Source organism: Cohnella algarum, assembly GCF_016937515.1.
GTDB classification, from domain to species: domain Bacteria; phylum Bacillota; class Bacilli; order Paenibacillales; family Paenibacillaceae; genus Cohnella; species Cohnella algarum.
This window is the reverse complement of sequence record NZ_JAFHKM010000002.1, coordinates 2169867-2191258: the sequence shown is the minus strand read 5'-3', so window position 1 is coordinate 2191258 and position 21392 is coordinate 2169867. Positions and strand designations below refer to the sequence as shown.

Genomic DNA, 21392 nt, shown 5'->3' with positions numbered 1-21392 from the left:
TCACAAGGAGAGACCTCTTATGTCAGAAGCTGCTCTATCCCGCAAACAAACTTTTTTCTATTTATTCTTCCTTATCCTGATGTGGGGGATAAACTGGCCTTTGTCCAAATACGCGCTGGAATTCACGCCGCCGCTGCTGTTCGCCGGCCTTCGGACGCTGATCGGCGGAGTTCTGCTCATCGCCGTCGCGCTGCCGCGCTGGAGGAAGCTTCGGCTTCGGGAGACATGGCCGTATTATTTGTTCTCGGCCTTCCTGAGCATCGTTTTCTACTACGGCTTCCAGACCGTCGGCCTGCAATACATGCCCGCCGGCTTGTTCTCGGCCATCGTGTTTCTGCAGCCGGTGCTGCTCGGATTGTTTGCCTGGATGTGGCTGGGAGAGCGAATGTACGCCCGGAAAATGATCGGCCTGCTGCTCGGCTTCGCGGGAGTGGCCGCGATGAGCATCGGCGGGCTGGAGGGGGGAATCTCGCTCATCGGCATCCTGCTCGCTTTGGCATCCGCGCTCAGCTGGGCGCTCGGAACCGTCTATATCAAGCGGCAAGCGGCCAAGGTCGACTCGCTGTGGATGACGGCCATGCAGGTCACGATCGGCGGCGTCGTCATGACGGCGTACGGCTCGACCGTGGAGAGCTGGTCGGAAATCCGGTGGACCGGTCCGTTCGTCTACGATACGCTGTTCATTTCCGTCTTCGTCATCGCGCTCGGCTGGCTCGTCTACTTCAAGCTGATCGGCTCGGGCGAGGCGACGAAGGTCGGGTCGTTCACGTTCCTGATCCCGGTCGTCTCCATCGTCTGCAGCGTTTTGTTCCTCGACGAGCAGTTGACGCTGAACCTGCTCGCGGGAATGGCGCTCATCGTCGCCAGCATCCTGCTTGTGAACGCGAGGCCGAAAGTTGGTTGACCCGGAAATATTTTACTTGGATATCCCTCTAATTCGCATCTCCATAGGTTCTATTAGTATCCATTTACGCGCCGCAACATTTCTTGTACTTCTTCCCGCTTCCGCAAGGACAAGGATCGTTGCGTCCTGCTTTATTCGGGTTAGTATAAGGTGTGCCTAGGCTACCTTGAAGTCTAGGGCTGGCAAACATCCGATCCACTTCTTTCTCACGCTTGGCCAGCCGCGCTTCTTCCCTATCAAGCTCCTTCTTCCATTGCGGCAATGAAGGATGCGGTGTGTTTGAAATTATGCAGTAAGCATAAATCGACTGTGTGAGGTTCATCAGTCCACGTTCGTAATCTCCTTCCACCATCTCCTGGACTAGCGGAAGGCCCTTGCTTGAGCCCAGCTCACATAGACCATTCGCCAAGTTGGTCGCATAGGTTAGATGCCGCTCTTCCGGCAATAGCGTCAGCAATGCCTCTTCCGAGGCGGGCAGCTTGATTTTACCGAACACATCGGAAGCATATAACCGGAAATATTCCCCGTTAGCAGCAAAATACCGATCGGCCAGCGTCGTCACAACCGAAGTTGTCCCGATATGAATAAGCGCCTCTACGGCCTTCTCTGGAAGCCAATCATCCTCCGCTCCCAAAAAGTTGCACAGAAAAGGAATGGCCGCTTCCAGCTTCATTGCACCCGCCAGCTGAACAAAATACGGGGTTTCATAGCTTAAGTCGTCCGGATTATAGGCATCCAGCTTCTGAAGTATAGCATCGGGATCCATACACGTCCGACGGGACAGCTCATACACGATTTCGTCACCATACGTTGTGTCAAACTCATTTACATATTTATCGGTGGTTTGCTCAATAAACAATTGGAAGGTACTCACGAGTTCCTGATCGTCCATCATCGAAAGATTACGCTTTTGCTGCACCCGATTTTTCCAAAGCGGATCTTTCTCGACGAACTCCACAAAGGGGTCCAACAACTGGGGATCGCTATGATGCAACATCTTTTTCAAATGGAATTTCGTATTATTATCGTATGTCGGCGAAAGACACAAGGCCAACAACCCGCGAATCGTCTCTTCGGTTTGCGGGAACTTATATCCATGGAACAAATGAATGGATCTGGCGTGCTTAGATTGCTTCAGTTTTTCTAGCAATAACGGCATTAAAGCAGGTTCATTTTCGTATAAAAAGCTGTCTTCAAAGTACTTTAGAGCGGTATTGCTTACAGTATACTCAGGATGCAGGATATAACTCTTTACTTGTTCAGGATGGAACATAGGTACCTTCCCCTTCTCATCTAAAGTCGTCATTTTGCTAGATTCTCTGAGCCGACAGCAACTGCGGCAGGATTTTCATAAAAGTTCATTATGGTTATATAACTTCCAATCAAATTATTTATCCAAATTAAATATTTATCCCTATTTGTCTTAAATCAATTTTAGCGTATTAATGATCAATTTAGTTTTCCTGCAAATAGTATAGCAAAAATCCACAACCTAAAGCGGTTGTGGATTTACATGGTGGAGGCGAGGGGATTTGAACCCCTGTCCGAAGATAACGCCACATACGCTTCTACGGGTGTAGTCATAGTTTTGATATCCCCTTAAGAACTCCCCGAGAAATCATTTTCAGTAGAATGTTCTTCTAGAAGATGAGCGATAGCCTCCAATTTATATACTCCTTGTGCAATATCGACTATAAATTCCACTGCATATTTACGTTCCATCCCTAGTTGGTATCCATTCATCATCAGGAATGACTTTGCAACAAGATACGCTGTCCGCTTATTGCCATTATGAAAACAATGATTTTTGACCAGAGAATCCAACAATGCTGCAGCCTTGTCAAATAAGGTTGGATAAGCGTCTTCTCCAAATACGCTTTGCTGCGGTCTATGTACCGCAGATTCCAGCAGGCCGTGGTCCTTCACGCCCGCCTGCTCTGCGTCATTCATTCTTCTCATGATAAAATAGTGTGCTGCGATAATTTCTTCTTTGGTCAGGAAGATCGTCATATCATCGATCCCTTAGATCCTCAAGAATTCCCTCATCCTCTTCAAATACATCAAAGAAAGCTTCCAAAACTTCAGGACGAACATTATCGGGCAGTTTACTTTGTCGTGCTTTTCTCAACAACACTTCGCCTCGATCGTTTTCGATGAATTCGATCTCATCCCCTTGCGAAATATTTAACTTCGCAGCAAGGCTTTTGGGCAAACTTACTCCCAAACTGTTCCCCATCCGTCCTATTTTGCGGGAATAACGAGTCTCCTGCCGTTTATCATTCGTCAATTTGACCACACCATTCATTTTATATTCTCCTCTCTATAGTATGATCAGCACACGATTAGTTATACCTTTGTAACAGTCATAACTTTTATAACGTATATACATTTTAACAAATCTTCCTGTAGATATAAAGCAAAAATCCCAACCTCGCGGCGGCCCAAGACGGAAAAATAAAGTCTTAGACGCCCATGCCGATAGCGCGGCACCATCAGATGATGAAAATGGTAGTCATGCGATATAATTTCCTTGCACTCACGCCGCCATGGAAAGTACAGAACCTTACTGGAAACCGATCTGGAGCTTGAGGAGATTTAGGTATTTGTCGTAAACGCCCAGCACATCAAGAATGTTCCGGGCCGCAAAACCGACGTAAAAGATGCGGAATGGATCGCCGGACTGCTTCGCCACGGTCTATTGAATGGCAGTTACATCCCAAACCGCGAGCTGAGAGAATTGATCCGGTATCGTCGCTGTCCCATTGAACTAACGTTTCCCGTTTGCGTAATGACCTGGCATATGTGATACGGTTTTCATTTCAAGAAGAAGCCATCTTTGCTCGTTTTTACAAGTCATAATGTACTCCGGTTAACTTCTCGGATAGTAACCAAAGTTTTTCCGCAAGCTGCGTGTCCAATGCCTTTTTGGGGAAATCTACAAACTTCGGTTTCTTAGCCTTTAGTGGATTCATTCCTAGCCCTACGTAATGATCTCCGGTGACTGTCGAATCCGTCGCCGCAATAAGTGATGGCCAAGATGATTGATCAGGAGAAGTTCCGAATATTTTCATTAATAGCAGTCCGAATGCTTTGGTTCCCTTCGGTGCGTTTCTCCCGATGCCTGTAGGACTTGTACCAGGATGTACTGCTATAGAAGTGATACCTTTCTTCCTCGCACGTCGATTTAATTCTCGGGCAAACAGAATGTTTGAAAGTTTCGAGCGATTGTATCCTGCCATTGGTCTGTATTTCTTGTCCATTTTTAAATCAGAAAAATCGATATCCCCCATTTGAGCTGACTGTGCGCTAACTGTAACGATTCGACCGTTGTTCTTTTCAATTAACGGCAATAACAGACCTGTCAACGCGAAGTGTCCAAGATGATTGATTCCGAAGTGCATTTCAAAACCATCGGCCGTCAGTTCGCGAGTGGGAACCGCCATTACCCCAGCATTGTTTATAAGGACGTCTATTCCCTTCATTTTCCCGTGGATCGTTTCGGCAAAGCTTCGAACCGACTTTAGATCAGCCAAGTTTAATGGCTCCACTGTTACATCAATATTCGATGCCGTTTGTTTCATCTTTAGGATTGCTTCTTCGCCGCGCCTAGGATCACGGCTTCCAATGATGACTTTGGCACCGTGCTTCGCTAGCTCTAATGCCGTATAATAGCCTACCCCGCCATTGCCTCCCGTCACGATAGCAGTTTTTCCTCTTAAGTTTGGGAGATCGTCGGGCGTCCAGTTTGGTCTCATAATTTATTCCTCCGAAAGGTTATATGTAATCGGGTCGTTACGACATGCAAAGCTGTTTCAGTCAGTCGTGAATAAACGAGGATTGTTTGATATAACGAGCATGTTCGACTGAATCGATCATGAATCTAGCCACGTCGTCGCGAGAAATTTTAGCTAGCATGGAAGGAGTAAAGGCACCGTGCTTATATCGCCCTTTGCCCGGCTCATTGGTGAGCCTCGGTGGCTGAACGATGGTCCAATCCAATTCGCTTTGCCGCACTATACCATCCTGTCTTTCTTTGTCGCGAAACTCTCGGAACGTTAGTAAAGAAACCAGTTTTACCATCATTCTCGTCCCAATGCCGAGCTGATTCCTGCTTTCTCTGCTGGTGCCAAAGCCTGTAAGAACGACTAGTCGCTTTACTTTATGCCTTCTCATCGCGTTCACAATTGAACGAGTCCCACGAAAGCATAGATCTGAAGGACTTCCTGCTGCGGCTCCTAAAGCTATAAACACCGCGTCTTGCCCCTCAACAGCCGATCCTACATCCTCTTCACTAAATACATTACCTTCTATAACTGTTAATTCCTCCTGGGTAAACGGGATTCGATCTACGGCACGTACAAAAGCTTTTACAGTATGTCCGTTGTTGATCGCTTGGTCAATTAGCTGTAAGCCCGTACCGCCGCTAGCTCCAAAGATGGTAAACTTCATTGTTCTTTGCCTCTCTTTTATCTATATTTCACCGGTAATAAGTGAATATTCATTTATTATTGGTGGAAAGAACAGCGATGCTACGCATCGCTTAAAATACTTTGCTATGCCTTAATAGCGTCCCAGCTCATCTTGATGGCAGATTCTATTTGTTTACTATCCAGTGTGGTTCCGTTCTTCAAATGTGCCTTTAATAATTCGGCTATTGGCAAGATGGAGTAAACAACCAGCATGTTAATATCCTCCTTCTTCAATAGCCCCTGTCGGATGCCAGCGTCAAACATTTCGAAGATCGGTTGAAACTGACTTGCCGTATCCTCTAGGCACCATTTCTGGGGCAAAGGTGAATTCATTATTTGCTCCAGAAACAAAAAATATGGTTTGAATGATTGAATAAAATCAACATAGTTGCGGATGATAGCCTCAAACCGTTCGTAAACTGTTCGGGTATGATCCACTCCCTGAAACATTCTCTCGCTCATCTTGCCTTTAATCTTCAAGTAGGTTTTGTAGAGCAGATCCTCTTTGTTCTCATGGTAAATATAAATCGTCGCTGCCGATACACTCGCTCTTTTGGCAATTTTGGATATCGATGTTTCTGAGAAACCAATCTCATTAATTAGCTGTACGGTCGCGTCGAATATGGCTTCGACTTTGTTATCATCTCTGTATCGCATGACACAATAATAAATGATCGTTTATTTATTGTCAACATTATGATATTGCTTGATTGGTTGGGGCTTTTTCTTTACCCGCCCCCAAACTTTTCAAGGGCATCCAGTCCGTCATCCGCGCCAGGCAGTTCACCCTTGCTTCATAGCGACTGGGGATTCCAATATACGTCTCAAAATTTCAAGAAGATCCTAGACAAAAACAAACTGACTCAAAGCATGTCCCGCGTGGGGCGCTGTATCGATAATGGTCCCATGGAATCGTTCCGGGGAGCGTTGAAATGCGAGAAGTATTATTTGCATACCTACCGCACGTTTGGGGAACTCAAACGGGACATTGACGACTATATTCACTTTTACAATAACGAGCGATTGCAGGAAAAGCTAAACGGCCTCCGTCCCATGGAATACAGGAAGAAGGCCGCTTAACTGACTTTTATTTTTTGTACTGTCTACTTGACGGGGTGCAGTTCACACTTTCATGTCGTTCAAACACCTATATAATATTGGTTCTGTCCGAGATCGCCAATTAGGCTAGCTCTTGATCCGGGACTTTGCCGTGATGTTGGCACGATGGCTGGGCGGCATGCAACGCTGTGGGAAAATGAAAGGCGTGCGTGCGTTCTTCATCCAATCGATCGTCTTCAGAATCCCGATATAATTGAGCGCGATTCCGAACGGGACTCCGATCGCATAATCTAGCGGCGAGACCAAATGCCGATCATGGATCAAATAAAAGAAGCTGTCACCGCCGGGATATAATTGACCCACCAGCGCCGGAATGAAAATGACCCACCCCTGTAGAATATATCTCCTCGAGAATATCGGCCAAGATATTTGGAGAGGAGGAAATATGCTAAGGAGTGGGACAGTGATTAGATTACATGAACTTCAAGCTAGCGGCAAGAGTATCCGTGAGATCATGCGGGAGACGGGTCATTCGAGAAATACGATTCGTAAATATCTTAGAGCCGATGGTATCCCTGAACCCAATCCCCGCAAGAAAAGAGCTTCCAAACTAGATCCATACAAGTCCCAGTTGGATCTTTACTTGGCCAAAGGAATATTCAATTGTGAAGTTCTACTACGTCTCTTAAGAGAACAAGGATATGGCGGTGGAATTACGATCATCAAGGACTATGTGAAGCCGCATCGTCCTCCAAAACAGGCGCCGGCTGTGCAACGCTACGAGACGAAACCTGGACAACAAGCACAGGTAGACTGGAAGATTTGCGAGTACGTCGATCTAACCGGGGAGGTTCGGAAGATCCCTGTCTTTGCAATGGTTTTGGGCCACTCCCGCGCGACGTATATGGAGTTTACGAAACGCTGTGACATCCACAGCTTTCTACGCTGCTTGATGAACGCCCTAGAATACTTTGGCGGCGTCCCGAAAACGATGCTCACCGACCAGATGAAAACCGTCATCTTGGGCATGGGCGACGACCGAAAGCCGCGCTGGCATCCGTTGTTTGAAGACTTCGCCGCAGCCATCGGCATGATCCCTAAGGTCTGCCGCGTACGACGTCCACAAACCAAAGGCAAAGTCGAACGAAGCGTTCAGTTCATCGAGCAGAACTTCATGCCAGGAAGACAATTCACGGATCTCGGTGATCTGAACCGCCAGGCCCGGAAGTGGTGTGACGAACAAAATCGCCGCATTCATGGCACAACCGGCGAAAGACCATTCGACCGTTTGGCCAATGAAGCGCTTGGGCCGTTGCCAACTCCGGAGCGCTGGGAAAAGTACCGATTCGAGCCTCGAAAGGCCAGCCGGGACGGATTCGTCAGCTACGATGGCGTACGGTACGGCGTTCCTTGGCGGTTCAGTGGCCGTGATGTGAAGGTGCGTGAAGTGAATGGCATAGTCGAGATTTATTCTGAGAAGCAGCTCATTGCCCAGCATGAAAAGCAATACCGATCACGAACGCTTGTCATGTGCGAGAACCAGTACACCAACCTGAGTACGGCGCAAGGCTATGCCTACCCAAGGCCTCAAGGGCTTCAGATACCTGAACAAGATGTGGAGGTGCGATCTCTCGATGTTTATGATCGCCTTGTGGAGGTGGGCGCATGATTGCACTAGAACAAGCTCGCCTCCGTCTGGAGGAACTCGGCTTAGAACAAGCTGCCCAAGCTCTCGATGCAAAGTTAGAGGCCGCCGGCAGAAGCCAAAGCACTTACCTCACTTTCCTAAACGAGTTGCTGGAGGCTGAGATTTTGGAGCGTCAACGCCGAAACGTTGAGGTACGAATGAAACTTTCGCATCTACCGTATCGACGAACGCTAAGTGATTTCGACTTCACGTTTCAACCTGGGCTTGATGAGCGCCTGATTCGTGAACTTGCTGCATTAACATTCGTTGGGAGGCAGGAGAATGTTCTCTTTCTCGGCCCTCCCGGCGTCGGGAAGACCCATTTAGCCGTCGCAATTGCGATGGAGGCGATTGGACAAGGCTTGCCGGTGTATTTCGTTTCGCTCGCTCAACTAGTTAGCGATTTGCGAAAGGCGTACGAGGAAAACCGATTGGAGAAGCGAATGAGGGTTTATCTTCGTCCTCGGATACTCATCGTCGACGAGGTGGGCTATCTCCCCCTGGACCCACTGGGTGCGAACCTGTTTTTCCAACTGGTCTGTGCTCGGTACGAGAAAAGCAGCATGATCCTGACCAGTAACAAAAGCTTTGGTGAGTGGGGCGAACTTATGGGAGATGCCGTTCTTGCAACGGCCGTGCTTGATCGCCTCCTCCATCATTCCCACGTAGTAAACATCCGTGGGAACAGCTACAGGCTTAAAGAAAAACTAAAAACCGGAATCTATTCGTCACCAAGCGCACAGGTGGGTCAAAATTATCCCGGCGCTAGTGGGTCAATTTAATTCCGGCGTTGACAGAAGCCGACGGTCAAAGGCAAAAATAAGAGAATGGCCGTCGCCATACCGGGGTTATACGCCGTTCTCCCCCGGATGTTGAACATGAACGTGTGGGCCAAAACGTTGCCGAATGACACCAGAATGCTGGCCATCGCCAGCCAAATTGCATGCTCTGCCAGCAAGGCGGCAAGCAGATAAAGCGACCATCCGATATAAACGTTGACCACCAGCGACGTATTGGTATTCAGCGGGTAGCGGTCCGGCTGTTCGCTCTGGAACATCACCTTGTTCATCATACCCGGAAAATATCCGGGATAGCGATACTCCTCAAACTGATGAAGCCACAAGGTGATAAGACTGATCCATAACAGCAGCTGCAGGTCGTTTAACTGACCAAACCGAACCCATACAAGAAGAGAAGCCAGAACGGCGAACAGCAATCCCAAATCAAACCAATGCTTTCTGAGCAGACTCATCGTCTCAACCTCGATTTCCCGGTTTAATTGTTTGCAGAGTCCTCGTGTTAATCTCGCCCCAGCATCTTGACCCGTAAATAATGTGACAAACTGACGGTTTGTCCTGTCCAGCCAACACCTTCTTCGAATTAATCCTTTATTCTCTCTCAATTTCTCCTAATTCGGTATTTGTCAAGATAGTTGTCGCGATTTCTTAGGGAAAGTAAACGTTAAGATAGCGATTTTTTTGCAGCTTGAATAAGCGTCACTTTTTCAGGATTCAGCCAGACTTCATCTTCCAGGCTCCAATTGCGAATGGTGCCAGACCAGCGATTGGGGTTTCTGGCTTTTGCGGCCGTATAAATTTCCTTGCGTTTTTCAAATACTTGGTCTGCTAATCCTTCATGCCGCTGGTTGGGCGTAATAAAATTCAGTCCGCTGTGTCGATGCTCTTCATTGTACCAGCGAACAAATCGCATGACCCATTCACGCGCCTCTGACAAGGCCTTAAAGCCTTCCGTTGGATAGCCAGGACGGTACTTGCATGTGCGGAAAATCGATTCTGCGTAAGGGTTGTCGTTGCTGACGCGTGGTCGGCTTCGAGAGGGGGTAATGCCCAAACTGTACAGGGTCTCCAGCAACGTGGCCCCCTTCATCGGGCTTCCGTTATCCGAGTGAAGCACAAGCGGCTGCCGACGAATCACGCATTGCTCTCGCACGACCGTACGACGGATCAATTGACTGGCATGCTCGGCAGACTCTTCTTCCCAAATCTCCCAGCCTACAATTTTACGGCTGTACAAATCCAGGATGAGATACAGGTAGAAGAACAACCCCTTCACGGGCCCTGGCAACCAAGTGATATCCCACATCCATACTTCATTCGGGCCGCTCGCAGCGTGGCTGGTGATGGGTTTAGGCGTGCGTTTCTTGCTGCGCCCGCGATGGTGCTGCTGATTGTATTTATGCATCACCCGGTAAAAGCTGGACTCGGAGGCGATGTAGGTTCCTTCATCGGCCAGCGCCGGCACAATCTGGCTTGGCGGCAGGCTCCTGTACGGCGGCTGCTGAAGAACCTCCAGCACCTGTTTCTCTTCTGCATCGCTTAGCTTTGTATACGGTAAGATAAAAGTACCCAAAATGATCAAACGGATTTCCCCAAAAAAATCGTGCAAAATTCCCCACTTTAATCGTGCGGAAATGGACCGAATCTAGCAACTCCGATACCCTAATCGTAGACGATGACGAGGGGTGCGGGGCGGGGAGATGTTAAAGATAAGTCAGATCGAAACGATCAAGAATATGCAGAGCAAAGGGCTGGGGCCGAGCGCGATTGCCGAGCGGCTGCAGATCGACCGAAAGACGGTGAGGAAAGTCATGAAGTCCGACACGTTTGAGAATCGGAAACCGAAAGCGGCTGTCGTGCAGCCGTCCAAGCTGGATCCGTACAAGCCACTCATTCAGAGCTGGCTGGAGGAAGATCGCAAAAATCGGTACAAGCAGCGGCACACGGCACAGCGTATCCATAACCGGCTTGTAGCGGAGTGCCCAGAATACGACGCCTCCTATCCACTGGTTCAGCGATATGTACGGGGCCTGCGGGAAGCGCGGCACCAGGAAGGGACGCTGGAACTCAAGTGGCCGCCGGGTGAAGCGCAGGTCGACTTCGGAGAAGCAGACATCTACGATGCCACCGGTGAGAAGAAAGCCTGCAAGTATCTGTGCGTAACCTTTCCCTATAGCAATGCTGGCTATACCCAGCTGTTTGGCGGTGAGACGGCGGAGTGCGTGGTTCATGGCTTAAGGGACATCTTCCACCAGATCGGTGGCGTTCCGGGAAGGCTGGTCTTTGACAATGCCAGCGGCGTAGGCCGCCGGGTGAACGAGAACGTCCGAATGGCTGACCTGTTCCTGCGCTTCAAGGCCCATTACGGCTTCGAGGTCACCTTCTGCAATCCGTACGCGGGGCACGAGAAAGGCAATGTCGAAAACAAGGTCGGCTACTTCAGGCGCAACTTCTTTGTACCGCTGCCGGTCGTGACGGACATTCAGGCCTTTAACGAGGAACTGCTCGGTCGCTGCGAAGCCGACTGGCAGCGCGAGCATTACAAGAAAGGCGTCCCGATCCATCTGCTCTTTGAGGAGGACAAGAACGCGCTGCTTTACTTGCCGCGCCATCCATTCGCCGCATGCCGCTATGCGCGAGTAAAGACAGACGGTTACGGCAAGTTCTCGATTGACGGCAAGCACTTCTACTCCTCGTCGCCGGAGTGGGCCGGGCGTGAAGTGACCGTGCGAATTGGCGCCCATACAGTGGAACCGTTGCTGCCAAGCGGCGAGCCGATTACGGTTCATCTCCGTCTGTTCGGTAAGCAACGGACGGACAGCGTCGATGTGCGGACCACGCTCAGCCGCTTGCTGCAGAACCCCGGCGCTTGGCGGAACAGCCAGTTGCGTGGCGCGATTCCGGATGCGCTGCGTGAAGAGCTGGACAAGCTGGAACGCATGGAGCTCAAGGAAACGCTGGCGACGATGGAGCAGCTCTCCGGTCGCTATGGATTCGATACAGCCCTGCAAGCGATGGAGGAAGCGACGAAGCTCGGAAGGCTCACCAGCGCGAACAGCGTCGTGCTTGCTGCAAGGCTGGCCTCGTTCGAGCCCGAGGAAAGCCCAAGTGTCGATCTGAGCGTGTATGACCGGATGCTGGAGCCTGTCGACGGGGTGAGGTCATGAGCGTGGTACGGGAACGTGAGGCGTTACGCGCCGAAATCTCAGCATTCTGCAAGAAGCTTGTGCTCAGCCAGCGCGCTGTCCAGCTATGCGAGACGGAGGCGACACCGCGGCAGGAAGAGTTTTTGCACCGCGTGCTCGCTGAAGAAATGGAAAGCCGGGAGCGTAGCCGCCGCGCCAGGCTGCTCAGCCGTGCCGGTTTTCCGGTCTACAAGACGCTGGACGGTTACGAGCGCCATGGCGTCAAGCTGCCAAGTTCCCTGCAGTGGAGCGATCTGACGGAAGGAACATTTATTGAAGGCCGACGGAATCTCGTCCTGTACGGGCCGGTTGGCACGGGCAAGACGCATCTGGCCATTGCTGCCGGCCTGCGTGCCTGCGAACTCGGTTTGACGGTGAAATTTTACACGGTGGCTGAACTCGTGATGCGCCTTGCTGAAGCGAAGCGCGGCGGTACGCTCGAGCGTCTAATGAGCGAGATCCAGCGCTGCCAGCTACTCATACTTGACGAGTGGGGCTATATCCCCGTCGACAAGGACGGCTCGCAGCTGCTCTTTCGAGTGATTGCGGACAGCTACGAGAGCCGTAGCCTGGTTATTACGACGAATCTGGAGTTCTCCAAGTGGGGGACTGTCTTCACCGACGACCAGATGGCCGCGGCCATGATTGACCGTTTGGCACACCATGGACACCTGCTCGTTTTTGAGGGCGAGAGCTACCGGATGAAGCATGCGCTCATGAAAGAACGGTAAAAAAATTCCCCGCGATGATGATGGGGAAAAATGCACGATTTTTTTTGGGATTTTTGCTTGACGAAATACATAGCTTGTTAGCGGGTGTTGGACGATTGGCGTGAGGGCGTCCGTCTACGGTACCGCCTTGCTTGCGCCAGCGTTGAAGCGTCCGCTGAGTCAGTCCGAGCTCTCGGCAAGCAGCCGCTTCTCTTGCGCCGGCGGCAACGGCTTCTTGAATCAGTGTAAGGGCATGCTCGCGATCTGAGGCACTGATCATTCGTCCTCTTGGTCCCCCCAGATCGCTTGGGCCTTTTTTCGCAACACCAACAAGGCGGCGGCTTCGGCGAGCGCTGCTTCTTTGCGCTTAAGCTCTCGATTTAATGCCTTGTTCTCTTGCTCTTTCTCGCGGAGTTCCTTCTGAAGCCTGTTCGCTTGCGAGGCGATTCCGCCATTGGCTTGCATACACGCATCGCGCCATGCTTCCACCTGCTCAACAAACAGCCCTTTTGTCCGACAATACTCTGCCAGTTCGATTTCGCTCAAACTTGCGGTTTCGACGACGACAGCGAACTTCTCCTGCTTACTCCAACGTTCGGGCTGTACGTCATCGGTGGGCGTCATACCTTGTGCTTTCGCTGCCTTCTTCCACTTAAAGAGCGTCGTCTCCGATAGACCAATTTCCTTAGCAAGCCGACTGACCGGCTCATTGTACGGTGGCATCATACGCTGTACAATGCTCTGCTTGAATTCTTTGGTTACGGGATTCATGTTCTCCACCTCGTCCTCGTTTCTCCCCACTATATATTCATTTTGGGGGTACGACAACTATTCTGACAGAGGGGGAATTTCATAACCTTCTTAAGGTATTATTTCTCGTAATACAAGTGAATCAGTTTGCCGTTACTTATGATACGGTTCACCGCGGCGGGGGAAACGGCAACGGATTTTGAGGGTTGTCCGCAGCTCTCGTCACTCGACATCCTCTGCTAACAAAGGGCGTAAATTCCGATATATCAAATCAGACGTAGTCCTTTCTACGAAATGGTAACATATATCCATTACATATATTGCTGAAATAGGACATAACCAAGTTTAAATTTGAATATGCAGCATTTCCTAATGCTAGTAGATATTCTGCATCCAGTGAAATATTATTAACTGACACACGATTACCTTCCGAGTCAGTGTAAATATCTTCTGGAGGATACCCAGCTATTCGTGAATAAAATTTCTTGTTGTGCGAAAAACCATCTCTATAAGATAACAAAAATTCATATAATGGGCTTTTGGCTATATCTAACAATTCATTTGTTTCTTTCATCTGGATTTTAGCGTGTATCTTTTCTAATTTTCTACTTCTAAAATAAATATTCTCTTTTTTTAAACCGGCTAAAGTCCACAAAACATGTGCTATTCTATCAAGTGCAGCAAGAATTCTATATAATGCACTATCAATCAAGGAATTGTATATCCAGCCTGCAACCGTACCTCCGCGCCAAGATTCAGTCAAATCAGTGAACATGACTCTTTCTGAATCTACAATGTACTCTCTCAATAGGAGATGAACAGAAGATGGCATTCCTCGCCCCTTCACTAATGGGTTATCGTCACTGCCTGTATCTTTAATGTGAGGATATTTCTTTAAAATCAATATTGAATGTCCCAAATACCATCTGCTTTGTAAAATGAGATCATCTAAATCCATTATTAGTCTTCTAATCGTGATTGTTTCTTCGACGTCCTCCAACATTGCAAATATACTTCCTATTTCAACTATTTGTTCTTTGGGAGATGGAAACTCTTTATCTAAATATTCCTGCACTTCTGCCATTTCCTCATGAGTAATATTAAACAAGCTTTCCCCTCCTAGCTCTGACCATACTACATGACGCCTCTCACATTCAGAATCCCGCCAAGGAGTTGTCCGAAATTTACTGCCTTAAAATGTGGCAAATCCATGCCAAGTCTAGGTCTACTTTTATGTTTATTCTTTTATGGAAAACTCTTGTTTAGAAATGCTATTGATGTGAACTTTCTTAAATGAGCATTTTGCATAATTCCGTTTTTGAAGTAGGTAGTGGAATTATGGGGCCAATTAAACCAGCTTTCTAGCTAAATCGACTTTAATTTTCAAAAATGGGCAGACCTGCAGAATTTTTACTGAATCAAAAAATTTAAGCGGCGGCGTTCTTGGATTGACGAGCCATCGCTAACGCAGAAGCTAATAACACAATGGCGTTTAGGTATTGGTGAGTTGTCACCTTTTGAATACCCCAGACGTGCATGGCGTCTGCGGTGAGATAGGTTTTCAACCTGGAGTTGCATCGTTCTACGCTGGTTCTTTCGTTATACAACTCCTTCCAGCGTTTGGTGTCTCGATGTGGACTTGAATAACGACGCAAATCGCTTTTCGTATCGACTTTGACGACCATTCCATAGTTGGAAGATGAGCAAGCAGCCATCCCAAGCGGACAGTCTACCTTGCCCGTGGCATGGGGACAGCGGAATTTCAGGTATTCTCCATCAACGCCCCAATAAGTCATTTCATAGCCCATCGAGCAACAGGGTGTGCCACTGGATGTCATGCCCGCAGGTGGTTCCTTCTCGTTGCGAAGGTTCATCGGAATAATCGCCTGCGCCTTTACATTTCGCGCTGCTTCGTAGTTTTTAAGCTGGTCATAACCGGCATCAAGCATAAAGAACTTCACCTGTGTACCCGCAGCCACTTGTTCTATGAGAATCGGAGCCATATCGCCGTCATTGACGTGAGCCGGTGTAACGGAGAGCGCCATCGGCAGCTCGCTTGTTGTGTCGACGGCGAGATGAATCTTGTAGCCAAACCACTTGACCTTGTTGCCAAACGAATCGAACTTAGCCCCCCAGTTGGCATTGCCAGTCCGTTCGCTTTTCCGTTTCGGTTGCTTCTTCTCATAAGCATGAATCGCTGCACTGTCGATCGCCACATGACTTCCGTCGATGATTCCCTCCTTCTTGCATTGTACAACGAGATCATCAAACAGGCGCTGAGCTTGCCCCTTGCTGGTTAACTCAGCGAACACGCGGCTTAAAGTCGCGATAGAAGGAGCCTCACGGTCCAGTCTAAGTCCACATTGATAACGAAAGCGAAGATCGACATCCAAACGATGATGTAGACCCGTAAATGTATCGATGTTCTCAAGCGGGGCAGCAAGTAGCGCACGAAGAATCCCTTGCCTGCAATGTCCGTCGGCACCTCGGGGTGAATGACTTCTCAATTCCTTGGCATAGGGGCGTAAGTCCAGGGCGCTGAAAAAGATAGGCAATCGTTCTTTAGATTCAAGTTTTTGAAGCACATCAAAGGAAAATAGACTTTCTTGGAGAATATACAAAGTGACTTCCCTCCCTTGGGTTTTCTGGTTTGGTCACTTGAAAACTTCTCCAAGTTGGGGTGAAGTCCCTTTTTTTTGCTCAAAAACCTTTGTACAGCAAGGGCTCAGATTAATGCAAAATGCTCAAATAAATTATCTTCTTTAATAGCAACAATAGTAATTGTTTGGGTATACAAATTTTCTAATATGTCATAGTACTCTATAACTACTTGATAAGTGTTGGTTAAAAATGATTTGCTATGCATATAACTTATAGTATTATCCCTTCCTTTTCTAGCGATTTAATTTCATATATTGAACTGTGAAAATAATCCTGAATTGAATTCCCTTATTCCGACGACTCTTAAAGAAATTATCGGTCCTAATCCAATATTTTTTATTCTTATTACCATATCGTCTTGATGGCAAGAAATTATGAACCGTGTTCAGCGGCTGTTGGATAATCCTCAGCTCATCGAGGACTTAACAGCATCTATTAACGGCAAACGGACAGTCGATAAAAAGCCGCTGGAGCAGGAGCTACAACGGATTGAAAAAGAAATAGCTGACATCGAACGTAAGAGGGAAAATACTGCATGCTTTATGAAGAAGACATGTTGGAACCGAAGGAACTGAAAGCTAAGATCAATGAACTATCTGAAATTGGACAGCAATTGGCACAACGGCAAGCTGCCTTGAGCAAAAAAGTGAACATGAACAATTCTGCCCCTATACCGTCCGAATTCTGCCCCTATACCGTCCGAAACAGTTAAAGGGCTGTTAGCGTCCTTTAGCGCTATCTTTGAGAACATCAGTCATGAGAAACGTAAGCAACTTGTGCATACGCTGATTCAGGAAATAACGGTTAGTAGGGAAAGAAAAATAGCTGCAATAAAATTGAAAATGGATAAAGAAATACTCTTATAAATTACAGAGGCAGACTATGGGTTATGTTTGCCTCTGCATTTCAAATTACTCCCCGCATAACTTACGAGCTAGCTTTATAATTTCTGAAGATCTTGCCTTAGTAAAACCTTCATAGTCATCTCTCAATGCTGCATCTAAAAGTCCGGTGATTTAGGTCAGTTGTAACCGTCTCTTCGGCATAAAAAAAGAGGAAAACAACCCAACCAGCGCCGAAATGAGCAGGTCCGACACTGCCTCCATCATCACGGATTTCGGTTTTGGACATGCCAAAACACCGGTTTGTGGTCGCTTTTTCTTAAACCGGCACAGTCTTTTCAGATTTTGAACGATGGCCGTGAGCACCGCCTGCTCTTGCATGCAGTCCAATCCACGGCTCCGTGCGCGGCCCAGGCCATGCGCGACTTTGCTTTCGGCAAACACATGCTCGCACCGCGTCCGCAACTTTTGCAGATGACGGTAAGAACCCATAAGCTGAATTCGTTTGGCTTTGTTTCGAATTTGGATTTCCCGGATTTTGGCCAGCCGTTTGCGTTGTTTCTCCGGATCGTTCGTTTGACGTTTCCAAGCAGGTACATCTTCCAGTGTCAGGTTGCGAAGCGAAACCAGGGGAACAATCCCTTGCTCGAACAACGCTTGCAGATAATCTGTCGTACCGTAGGCTTTATCGGCAGAAAGCGTCCGAATCCGGATTTGCGGATGGGCAAAACGGATCGCGAAGAGCTGCCGCAAGCTCGTTTCACGCTCAGCCGTTCCGGACGCGATGCTCGCTTGCGTAGACAGAATGACGCCGGATTTGATATCCGTCACATCATGCACCAAATACCGCAAATGCGCTTCCTGACCGTTGCTCTTTTTGTACAAGCGGGCATCCGGATCCGTTACGCTGCGGTGGGTCTTGTTCGAGAACGTTTTGCCATGAAAATCTTCATGCGTCGCTTCGTCTTCCAGCAGCCGCTCTTTTTGCGCGGGCGGTGCGGGCGGCTGTCGGTCATCATCGGAATCATGGGCGACACCACCGGTCTCTTCATCTTGCCGGGCCATGCGAGCCAAATAGTCTTCAATCGACTCCACCGGGGCCAGGGTGATTTCTTTCAAGCTGTGAATGGATGCGTTGGCCCGTACCTGGGTGCCGTCGACGCCGACATGCACATCGGGTTGGACCAGTCCCGCGGCGATGCACTGATCGACGACATGTTTCATCAGCTTCTCAAAAACACCGTGCGTTCGCCACAATTTCCGGGTCTTCACCAAGGTCGTCCGATCCGGCAGGGACGGCCGCGATGAGTCCGGGCGCACGACGGATTCGAAATCCAGTCCGCAAAACCACAAATAGCCCGCATGCATGGGCAACAGTTGATACAATTCCCGTTCGGAATGGTTGAACAAATACGAAAGCAGCATCAGTCGAACCATCCGCTCCGGGTCAGCCGCCGGGCGGCCGGTACGTTCCGTATATAGAGGCGCCACCCAATCATGAACGATGGAAAAATCAAGCGCTTCGTTCAGTTGGCGCAGGATGTGCTTTTTCGGCACGAGTTCATCCATATCCACGAATTGGAACATCTGAGGCTGGATAGCCGATGACTTGCGGGCTTTCATACCTAATCACTCTTTCGATAGTCGTGTTACGATATTAATTCGACAAAACCGTGATAAAAGCCTGCTTACGCGGACTTTATCACCGGACTTCTAAAGCTTCCTTGTTAATAAGATTGCTTGCTAATACCCGATCTAAGTTCCCGCCGAGCTTCTCAATCAACGTTTTAAAGTATATCGAGGGTTTAGTATCAGAAATCTCCCTGTTGTTTCCCAAGCTCAACATGCAAATATTAGAGTGATTATCGATCTGGTCTAAGCTGTATCCATTTGACCTTAAAAAAGCCTTAGGAAAAATGTGGTGATATTCATGACGATTAACTACTGCAAGAGCTGTATTAGTGTTAATAGATGTTCCGTCCAATAGGCTTAAAGGTTTGTTACTAGCCAGCAAAAGGCCGAATGTTTTACTAGTTGCCTTATTTAATCTGAAACTATCATTTGAAAAGTTTTCAAAATCAATAAGCCTTGTAAACCTGAGCTGTGACTGGATATTAAGTGCAAAATCTTGAACATTCCTTAAGTCTATTGCAAGTTGTGCTGTATTAAAAGCAGCAAAGTACCTGCTTATAGAAGTTTTCCAAAACCATTGTTTTAATTGCTCTCTTTGCTCAAAGGTTGGTCTCGGGCATTTATCGAAAAAGTCAACAATCATAGTAACCTGAAGGCTGTACGGTATATAATCATGGGATGTTACTGGCAGTTCTCTAGTAATAAAATCAACTGCATGCTCGTAAGCATTCTTACACTTTTCCCCAGCCTCTTTTAACACTGCTGGATCACAACCTCTTAACTTTTCAATATCATCTTTATTAATACCAAAACCAGCGCAAGATGAGAGATTACGTACAATCTCAGTTTCTGGAACATCTTCAAACCTTTGAATAGATAACGAAGTTCTAATGCTGTCTATCGTATCATTTAAGTCAAACTGTCCACTCCAAGTAGCTGCACGCATTAGGTCTACCATTGTCAGTCTACGCCCAGTACTATTAATTCTTTCAAAGATTGGAGCAACTTCATTGATACTCATATCCCCAATAGTAACGGCTGCTATTTTATAGTCCTTAATTGACTTTAGTAAGCTTTCTGCATTACGGAAGTATTTTTCTTTCTGTTTATGAGTCTCGAATTGCCTACATTTATTAAGGAAATCAATGGTACTTAGTAATTTATTTAAGGGGAAGTATTCGATCTTTTCCTCCTCTTCAGGGTAAATAAAGGTCTCTCTTTCTAAATCGAATACAATGTTCCACATGCTTTTGGTATCTTTACCGTCCCAGTACAGAGCACCACATAGGGTGGAAAGTCTTTGTTGACCATCTAATAGATAATTAGTCGGGTACTCTTCTGGTCTCTCATTTATATCAAGGTCACCTATTTTTCTTTCACTTGCCAATTTCTCTTTTGTCAACCATAGTAGAATACTTCCAATCGGGTAACTCTTATATATGCTATCCAAAAGAGCAAGTATATCTTCCTTCTTCCATACAAAGGGACGCTGGAACTTTGGTAGTTTTATGTCACCCGTCTTTACTTTAAGAACTAACTCTTCGATTCTAAGGATATCCGGCTTGGGATCGTTCTTAAAATTCATTTGATCACCTCCATGTAATTATATCAATTTTTCCATAAATATACTATGTCGGAGAAAAATCCGTTGCCGTTACTTGTGGTACGGTTCACCGTATCACTTGATATGGTAAACTAAAATAAAAATAGTACACTAGGGGGTTCCCCTGGTGTACTAATCAAGATTCTTCAAATCAATCCCGTGAAAGTCTGCAATCTCTTTGATTACTTCCTTCCCTATACGTTTTGCAAAAACTGTTTTTGTATCCGGATTCCATTCTTCATCAGTTTCAAATAAATGAGATAAGTATGGGAGAATAAACGCATAAATAACCAGTGCTGAAGCTACTTCAATATCATAGCGGTTATTCGGAATTCGGCAGCTAGAACTTATAGAGCATTGGCACAGATCATTAAAAATAAAACTTAAGCGATAGTCATCGAGTTTCAACATAACATTCAAACTTCGAATCGGGTGGAATTTACTAACAAATGCCTTTGTTACGAGTAACGTGGGTGTGACTTCGCTTTCTCCTCTAATTATATGGGTTTCATCAGCAATATTCCCTAAAAAGCCTGAAATAGCTTCAACTTCAAACCTTTCTGCAATGAGCTTATTTTTCTCTTCATATTTATAGAACAACCAATAAAACAAATCGCCATCAATTAAGTAATCATTATCTAATGTATCTATGTAGGTCTCATCCTCAAACAACTTTTGCTTTATTTTGTTGAGTGCTGTTTGGCTTGTTGTAAAGATAGCAACATAGACTCTGTCACTGCGTTCAAAGAAAACAGTTCTTACGGTTTCAAAAATTGTTCTCTGGGCTTTAGGAAGCAACTCATCGTTTTCGAACATATTCCTACGATATTTTGAGGTTTCCACATAAGCCTCTTTTACAAGAAACCTTATTGTTTGATTGTTTGGCATTTGTAAAGTGGAAATACCCGGATAATCGGCATACGACCTCCACTTTGAAACAAAGGTTCTCTCTTCTTGTGGAATTCGTGCCAACTGTTCTTCAGTAACGTGTCGTATATCGTCAACTTTCCTAATAGTTAATATATTTTCAATGACGTTCTCAAGACTAGCAATATCGGCTGTTAACCGGTAAAATACGGTGCTCGCCATTAAT

General features: G+C 47.2%; 20 protein-coding genes and 3 pseudogenes. 7 read left to right on the top strand and 16 right to left on the bottom strand.

Annotated features, from left to right (window positions below; translation table 11 throughout):
- Positions 1-19 precede the first annotated feature (19 nt).
- Positions 20-904: a DMT family transporter gene (locus JW799_RS09965; protein ID WP_080831783.1), complete on the top strand. Its 885-nt coding sequence runs from the start codon at positions 20-22 to the stop codon at positions 902-904.
- A 64-nt stretch (positions 905-968) separates the two neighbouring features.
- On the opposite strand, the gene JW799_RS09960 is transcribed toward JW799_RS09965, so the two are convergent.
- From JW799_RS09960 to JW799_RS09950, 3 genes are all read right to left on the bottom strand, one after another.
- Positions 969-2177, bottom strand: coding sequence for an SEC-C metal-binding domain-containing protein (locus JW799_RS09960; RefSeq protein ID WP_240353219.1), 1209 nt, complete (start codon positions 2175-2177; stop codon positions 969-971).
- A gap of 326 nt (positions 2178-2503) precedes the next feature.
- On the bottom strand, positions 2504-2914 hold the full coding sequence (locus JW799_RS09955) for a type II toxin-antitoxin system death-on-curing family toxin (protein WP_080831784.1): 411 nt from the start codon (positions 2912-2914) through the stop codon (positions 2504-2506).
- A gap of 1 nt (position 2915) precedes the next feature.
- Complete coding sequence (locus JW799_RS09950) at positions 2916-3209, bottom strand: AbrB/MazE/SpoVT family DNA-binding domain-containing protein (RefSeq protein ID WP_080831785.1); 294 nt, start codon at positions 3207-3209, stop codon at positions 2916-2918.
- 300 nt (positions 3210-3509) lie between these two features.
- Between JW799_RS09950 and JW799_RS28520 the strand changes: the two are divergent.
- A pseudogene (locus JW799_RS28520) lies at positions 3510-3644 on the top strand (IS110 family transposase); the annotation flags it as partial.
- 106 nt (positions 3645-3750) lie between these two features.
- Here JW799_RS28520 and JW799_RS09945 read toward each other — a convergent pair.
- The 4 genes and pseudogenes from JW799_RS09945 to JW799_RS28515 form a co-directional block, all read right to left on the bottom strand.
- On the bottom strand, positions 3751-4659 hold the full coding sequence (locus JW799_RS09945; RefSeq protein WP_205429604.1) for an oxidoreductase: 909 nt from the start codon (positions 4657-4659) through the stop codon (positions 3751-3753).
- Positions 4660-4720: 61 nt separating this feature from the next.
- On the bottom strand, positions 4721-5353 hold the full coding sequence (locus tag JW799_RS09940) for an NAD(P)-dependent oxidoreductase (protein ID WP_205429601.1): 633 nt from the start codon (positions 5351-5353) through the stop codon (positions 4721-4723).
- Positions 5354-5457: 104 nt separating this feature from the next.
- Positions 5458-5835, bottom strand: coding sequence for a hypothetical protein (locus tag JW799_RS09935; protein WP_240353887.1), 378 nt, complete (start codon positions 5833-5835; stop codon positions 5458-5460).
- Positions 5836-5925: 90 nt separating this feature from the next.
- Positions 5926-6030, bottom strand: a pseudogene (locus JW799_RS28515) (TetR/AcrR family transcriptional regulator); the annotation flags it as partial.
- Between the two features lie 39 nt (positions 6031-6069).
- Between JW799_RS28515 and JW799_RS29305 the strand changes: the two are divergent.
- From JW799_RS29305 to istB (JW799_RS09920), 3 genes are all read left to right on the top strand, one after another.
- On the top strand, positions 6070-6453 hold the full coding sequence (locus tag JW799_RS29305) for an IS3 family transposase (RefSeq protein ID WP_275901456.1): 384 nt from the start codon (positions 6070-6072) through the stop codon (positions 6451-6453).
- Positions 6454-6877: 424 nt separating this feature from the next.
- Entirely contained in the window at positions 6878-8101 is a 1224-nt protein-coding gene (gene istA / locus JW799_RS09925; protein WP_205428206.1) for an IS21 family transposase, read from the top strand.
- Positions 8098-8901, top strand: coding sequence for an IS21-like element helper ATPase IstB (istB, locus tag JW799_RS09920; RefSeq protein ID WP_205428207.1), 804 nt, complete (start codon positions 8098-8100; stop codon positions 8899-8901). Before istA (JW799_RS09925) ends, istB (JW799_RS09920) begins: the two co-directional genes overlap by 4 nt.
- On the opposite strand, the gene JW799_RS09915 is transcribed toward istB (JW799_RS09920), so the two are convergent.
- Together JW799_RS09915 and JW799_RS09910 are read right to left on the bottom strand one after the other, a co-directional pair.
- Positions 8898-9371, bottom strand: coding sequence for an HXXEE domain-containing protein (locus JW799_RS09915; RefSeq protein WP_205429595.1), 474 nt, complete (start codon positions 9369-9371; stop codon positions 8898-8900). The two genes, istB (JW799_RS09920) and JW799_RS09915, sit on opposite strands and share 4 nt — an antisense overlap.
- Positions 9372-9580: 209 nt before the next feature.
- A pseudogene (locus JW799_RS09910) lies at positions 9581-10471 on the bottom strand (IS3 family transposase); the annotation flags it as partial.
- A 145-nt stretch (positions 10472-10616) separates the two neighbouring features.
- On the opposite strand from JW799_RS09910, the gene istA (JW799_RS09905) reads away from it, so the two are divergent.
- Both istA (JW799_RS09905) and istB (JW799_RS09900) read left to right on the top strand, forming a co-directional pair.
- A complete protein-coding gene (gene istA / locus JW799_RS09905; protein WP_240353218.1) occupies positions 10617-12083 on the top strand; it encodes an IS21 family transposase in 1467 nt (488 codons plus the stop codon).
- Entirely contained in the window at positions 12080-12832 is a 753-nt protein-coding gene (istB, locus tag JW799_RS09900) for an IS21-like element helper ATPase IstB (RefSeq protein WP_205429591.1), read from the top strand. The genes istA (JW799_RS09905) and istB (JW799_RS09900) overlap by 4 nt, the downstream gene beginning before the upstream one ends.
- Here the strand turns inward: istB (JW799_RS09900) and JW799_RS09895 are convergent.
- The 7 genes from JW799_RS09895 to JW799_RS09865 form a co-directional block, all read right to left on the bottom strand.
- Positions 12816-13091, bottom strand: coding sequence for a transposase (locus tag JW799_RS09895; protein WP_205429589.1), 276 nt, complete (start codon positions 13089-13091; stop codon positions 12816-12818). The two genes, istB (JW799_RS09900) and JW799_RS09895, sit on opposite strands and share 17 nt — an antisense overlap.
- Entirely contained in the window at positions 13088-13582 is a 495-nt protein-coding gene (locus JW799_RS09890) for a transposase (RefSeq protein WP_205429587.1), read from the bottom strand. The genes JW799_RS09895 and JW799_RS09890 overlap by 4 nt, the downstream gene beginning before the upstream one ends.
- Before the next feature lie 250 nt (positions 13583-13832).
- Positions 13833-14669: a hypothetical protein gene (locus JW799_RS09885; RefSeq protein WP_205429585.1), complete on the bottom strand. Its 837-nt coding sequence runs from the start codon at positions 14667-14669 to the stop codon at positions 13833-13835.
- Positions 14670-14988: 319 nt separating this feature from the next.
- On the bottom strand, positions 14989-16182 hold the full coding sequence (locus tag JW799_RS09880) for a transposase (protein WP_080832042.1): 1194 nt from the start codon (positions 16180-16182) through the stop codon (positions 14989-14991).
- Between the two features lie 1056 nt (positions 16183-17238).
- Entirely contained in the window at positions 17239-18687 is a 1449-nt protein-coding gene (locus JW799_RS09875; protein ID WP_205428726.1) for a transposase, read from the bottom strand.
- A gap of 79 nt (positions 18688-18766) precedes the next feature.
- The gene (locus tag JW799_RS09870; RefSeq protein WP_205429582.1) at positions 18767-20281 is read right to left on the bottom strand and encodes a DUF262 domain-containing protein; all 1515 of its coding nucleotides are present in this window, start codon (positions 20279-20281) and stop codon (positions 18767-18769) included.
- 150 nt (positions 20282-20431) lie between these two features.
- Entirely contained in the window at positions 20432-21388 is a 957-nt protein-coding gene (locus JW799_RS09865) for a hypothetical protein (RefSeq protein ID WP_204519449.1), read from the bottom strand.
- Positions 21389-21392: the final 4 nt, after the last annotated feature.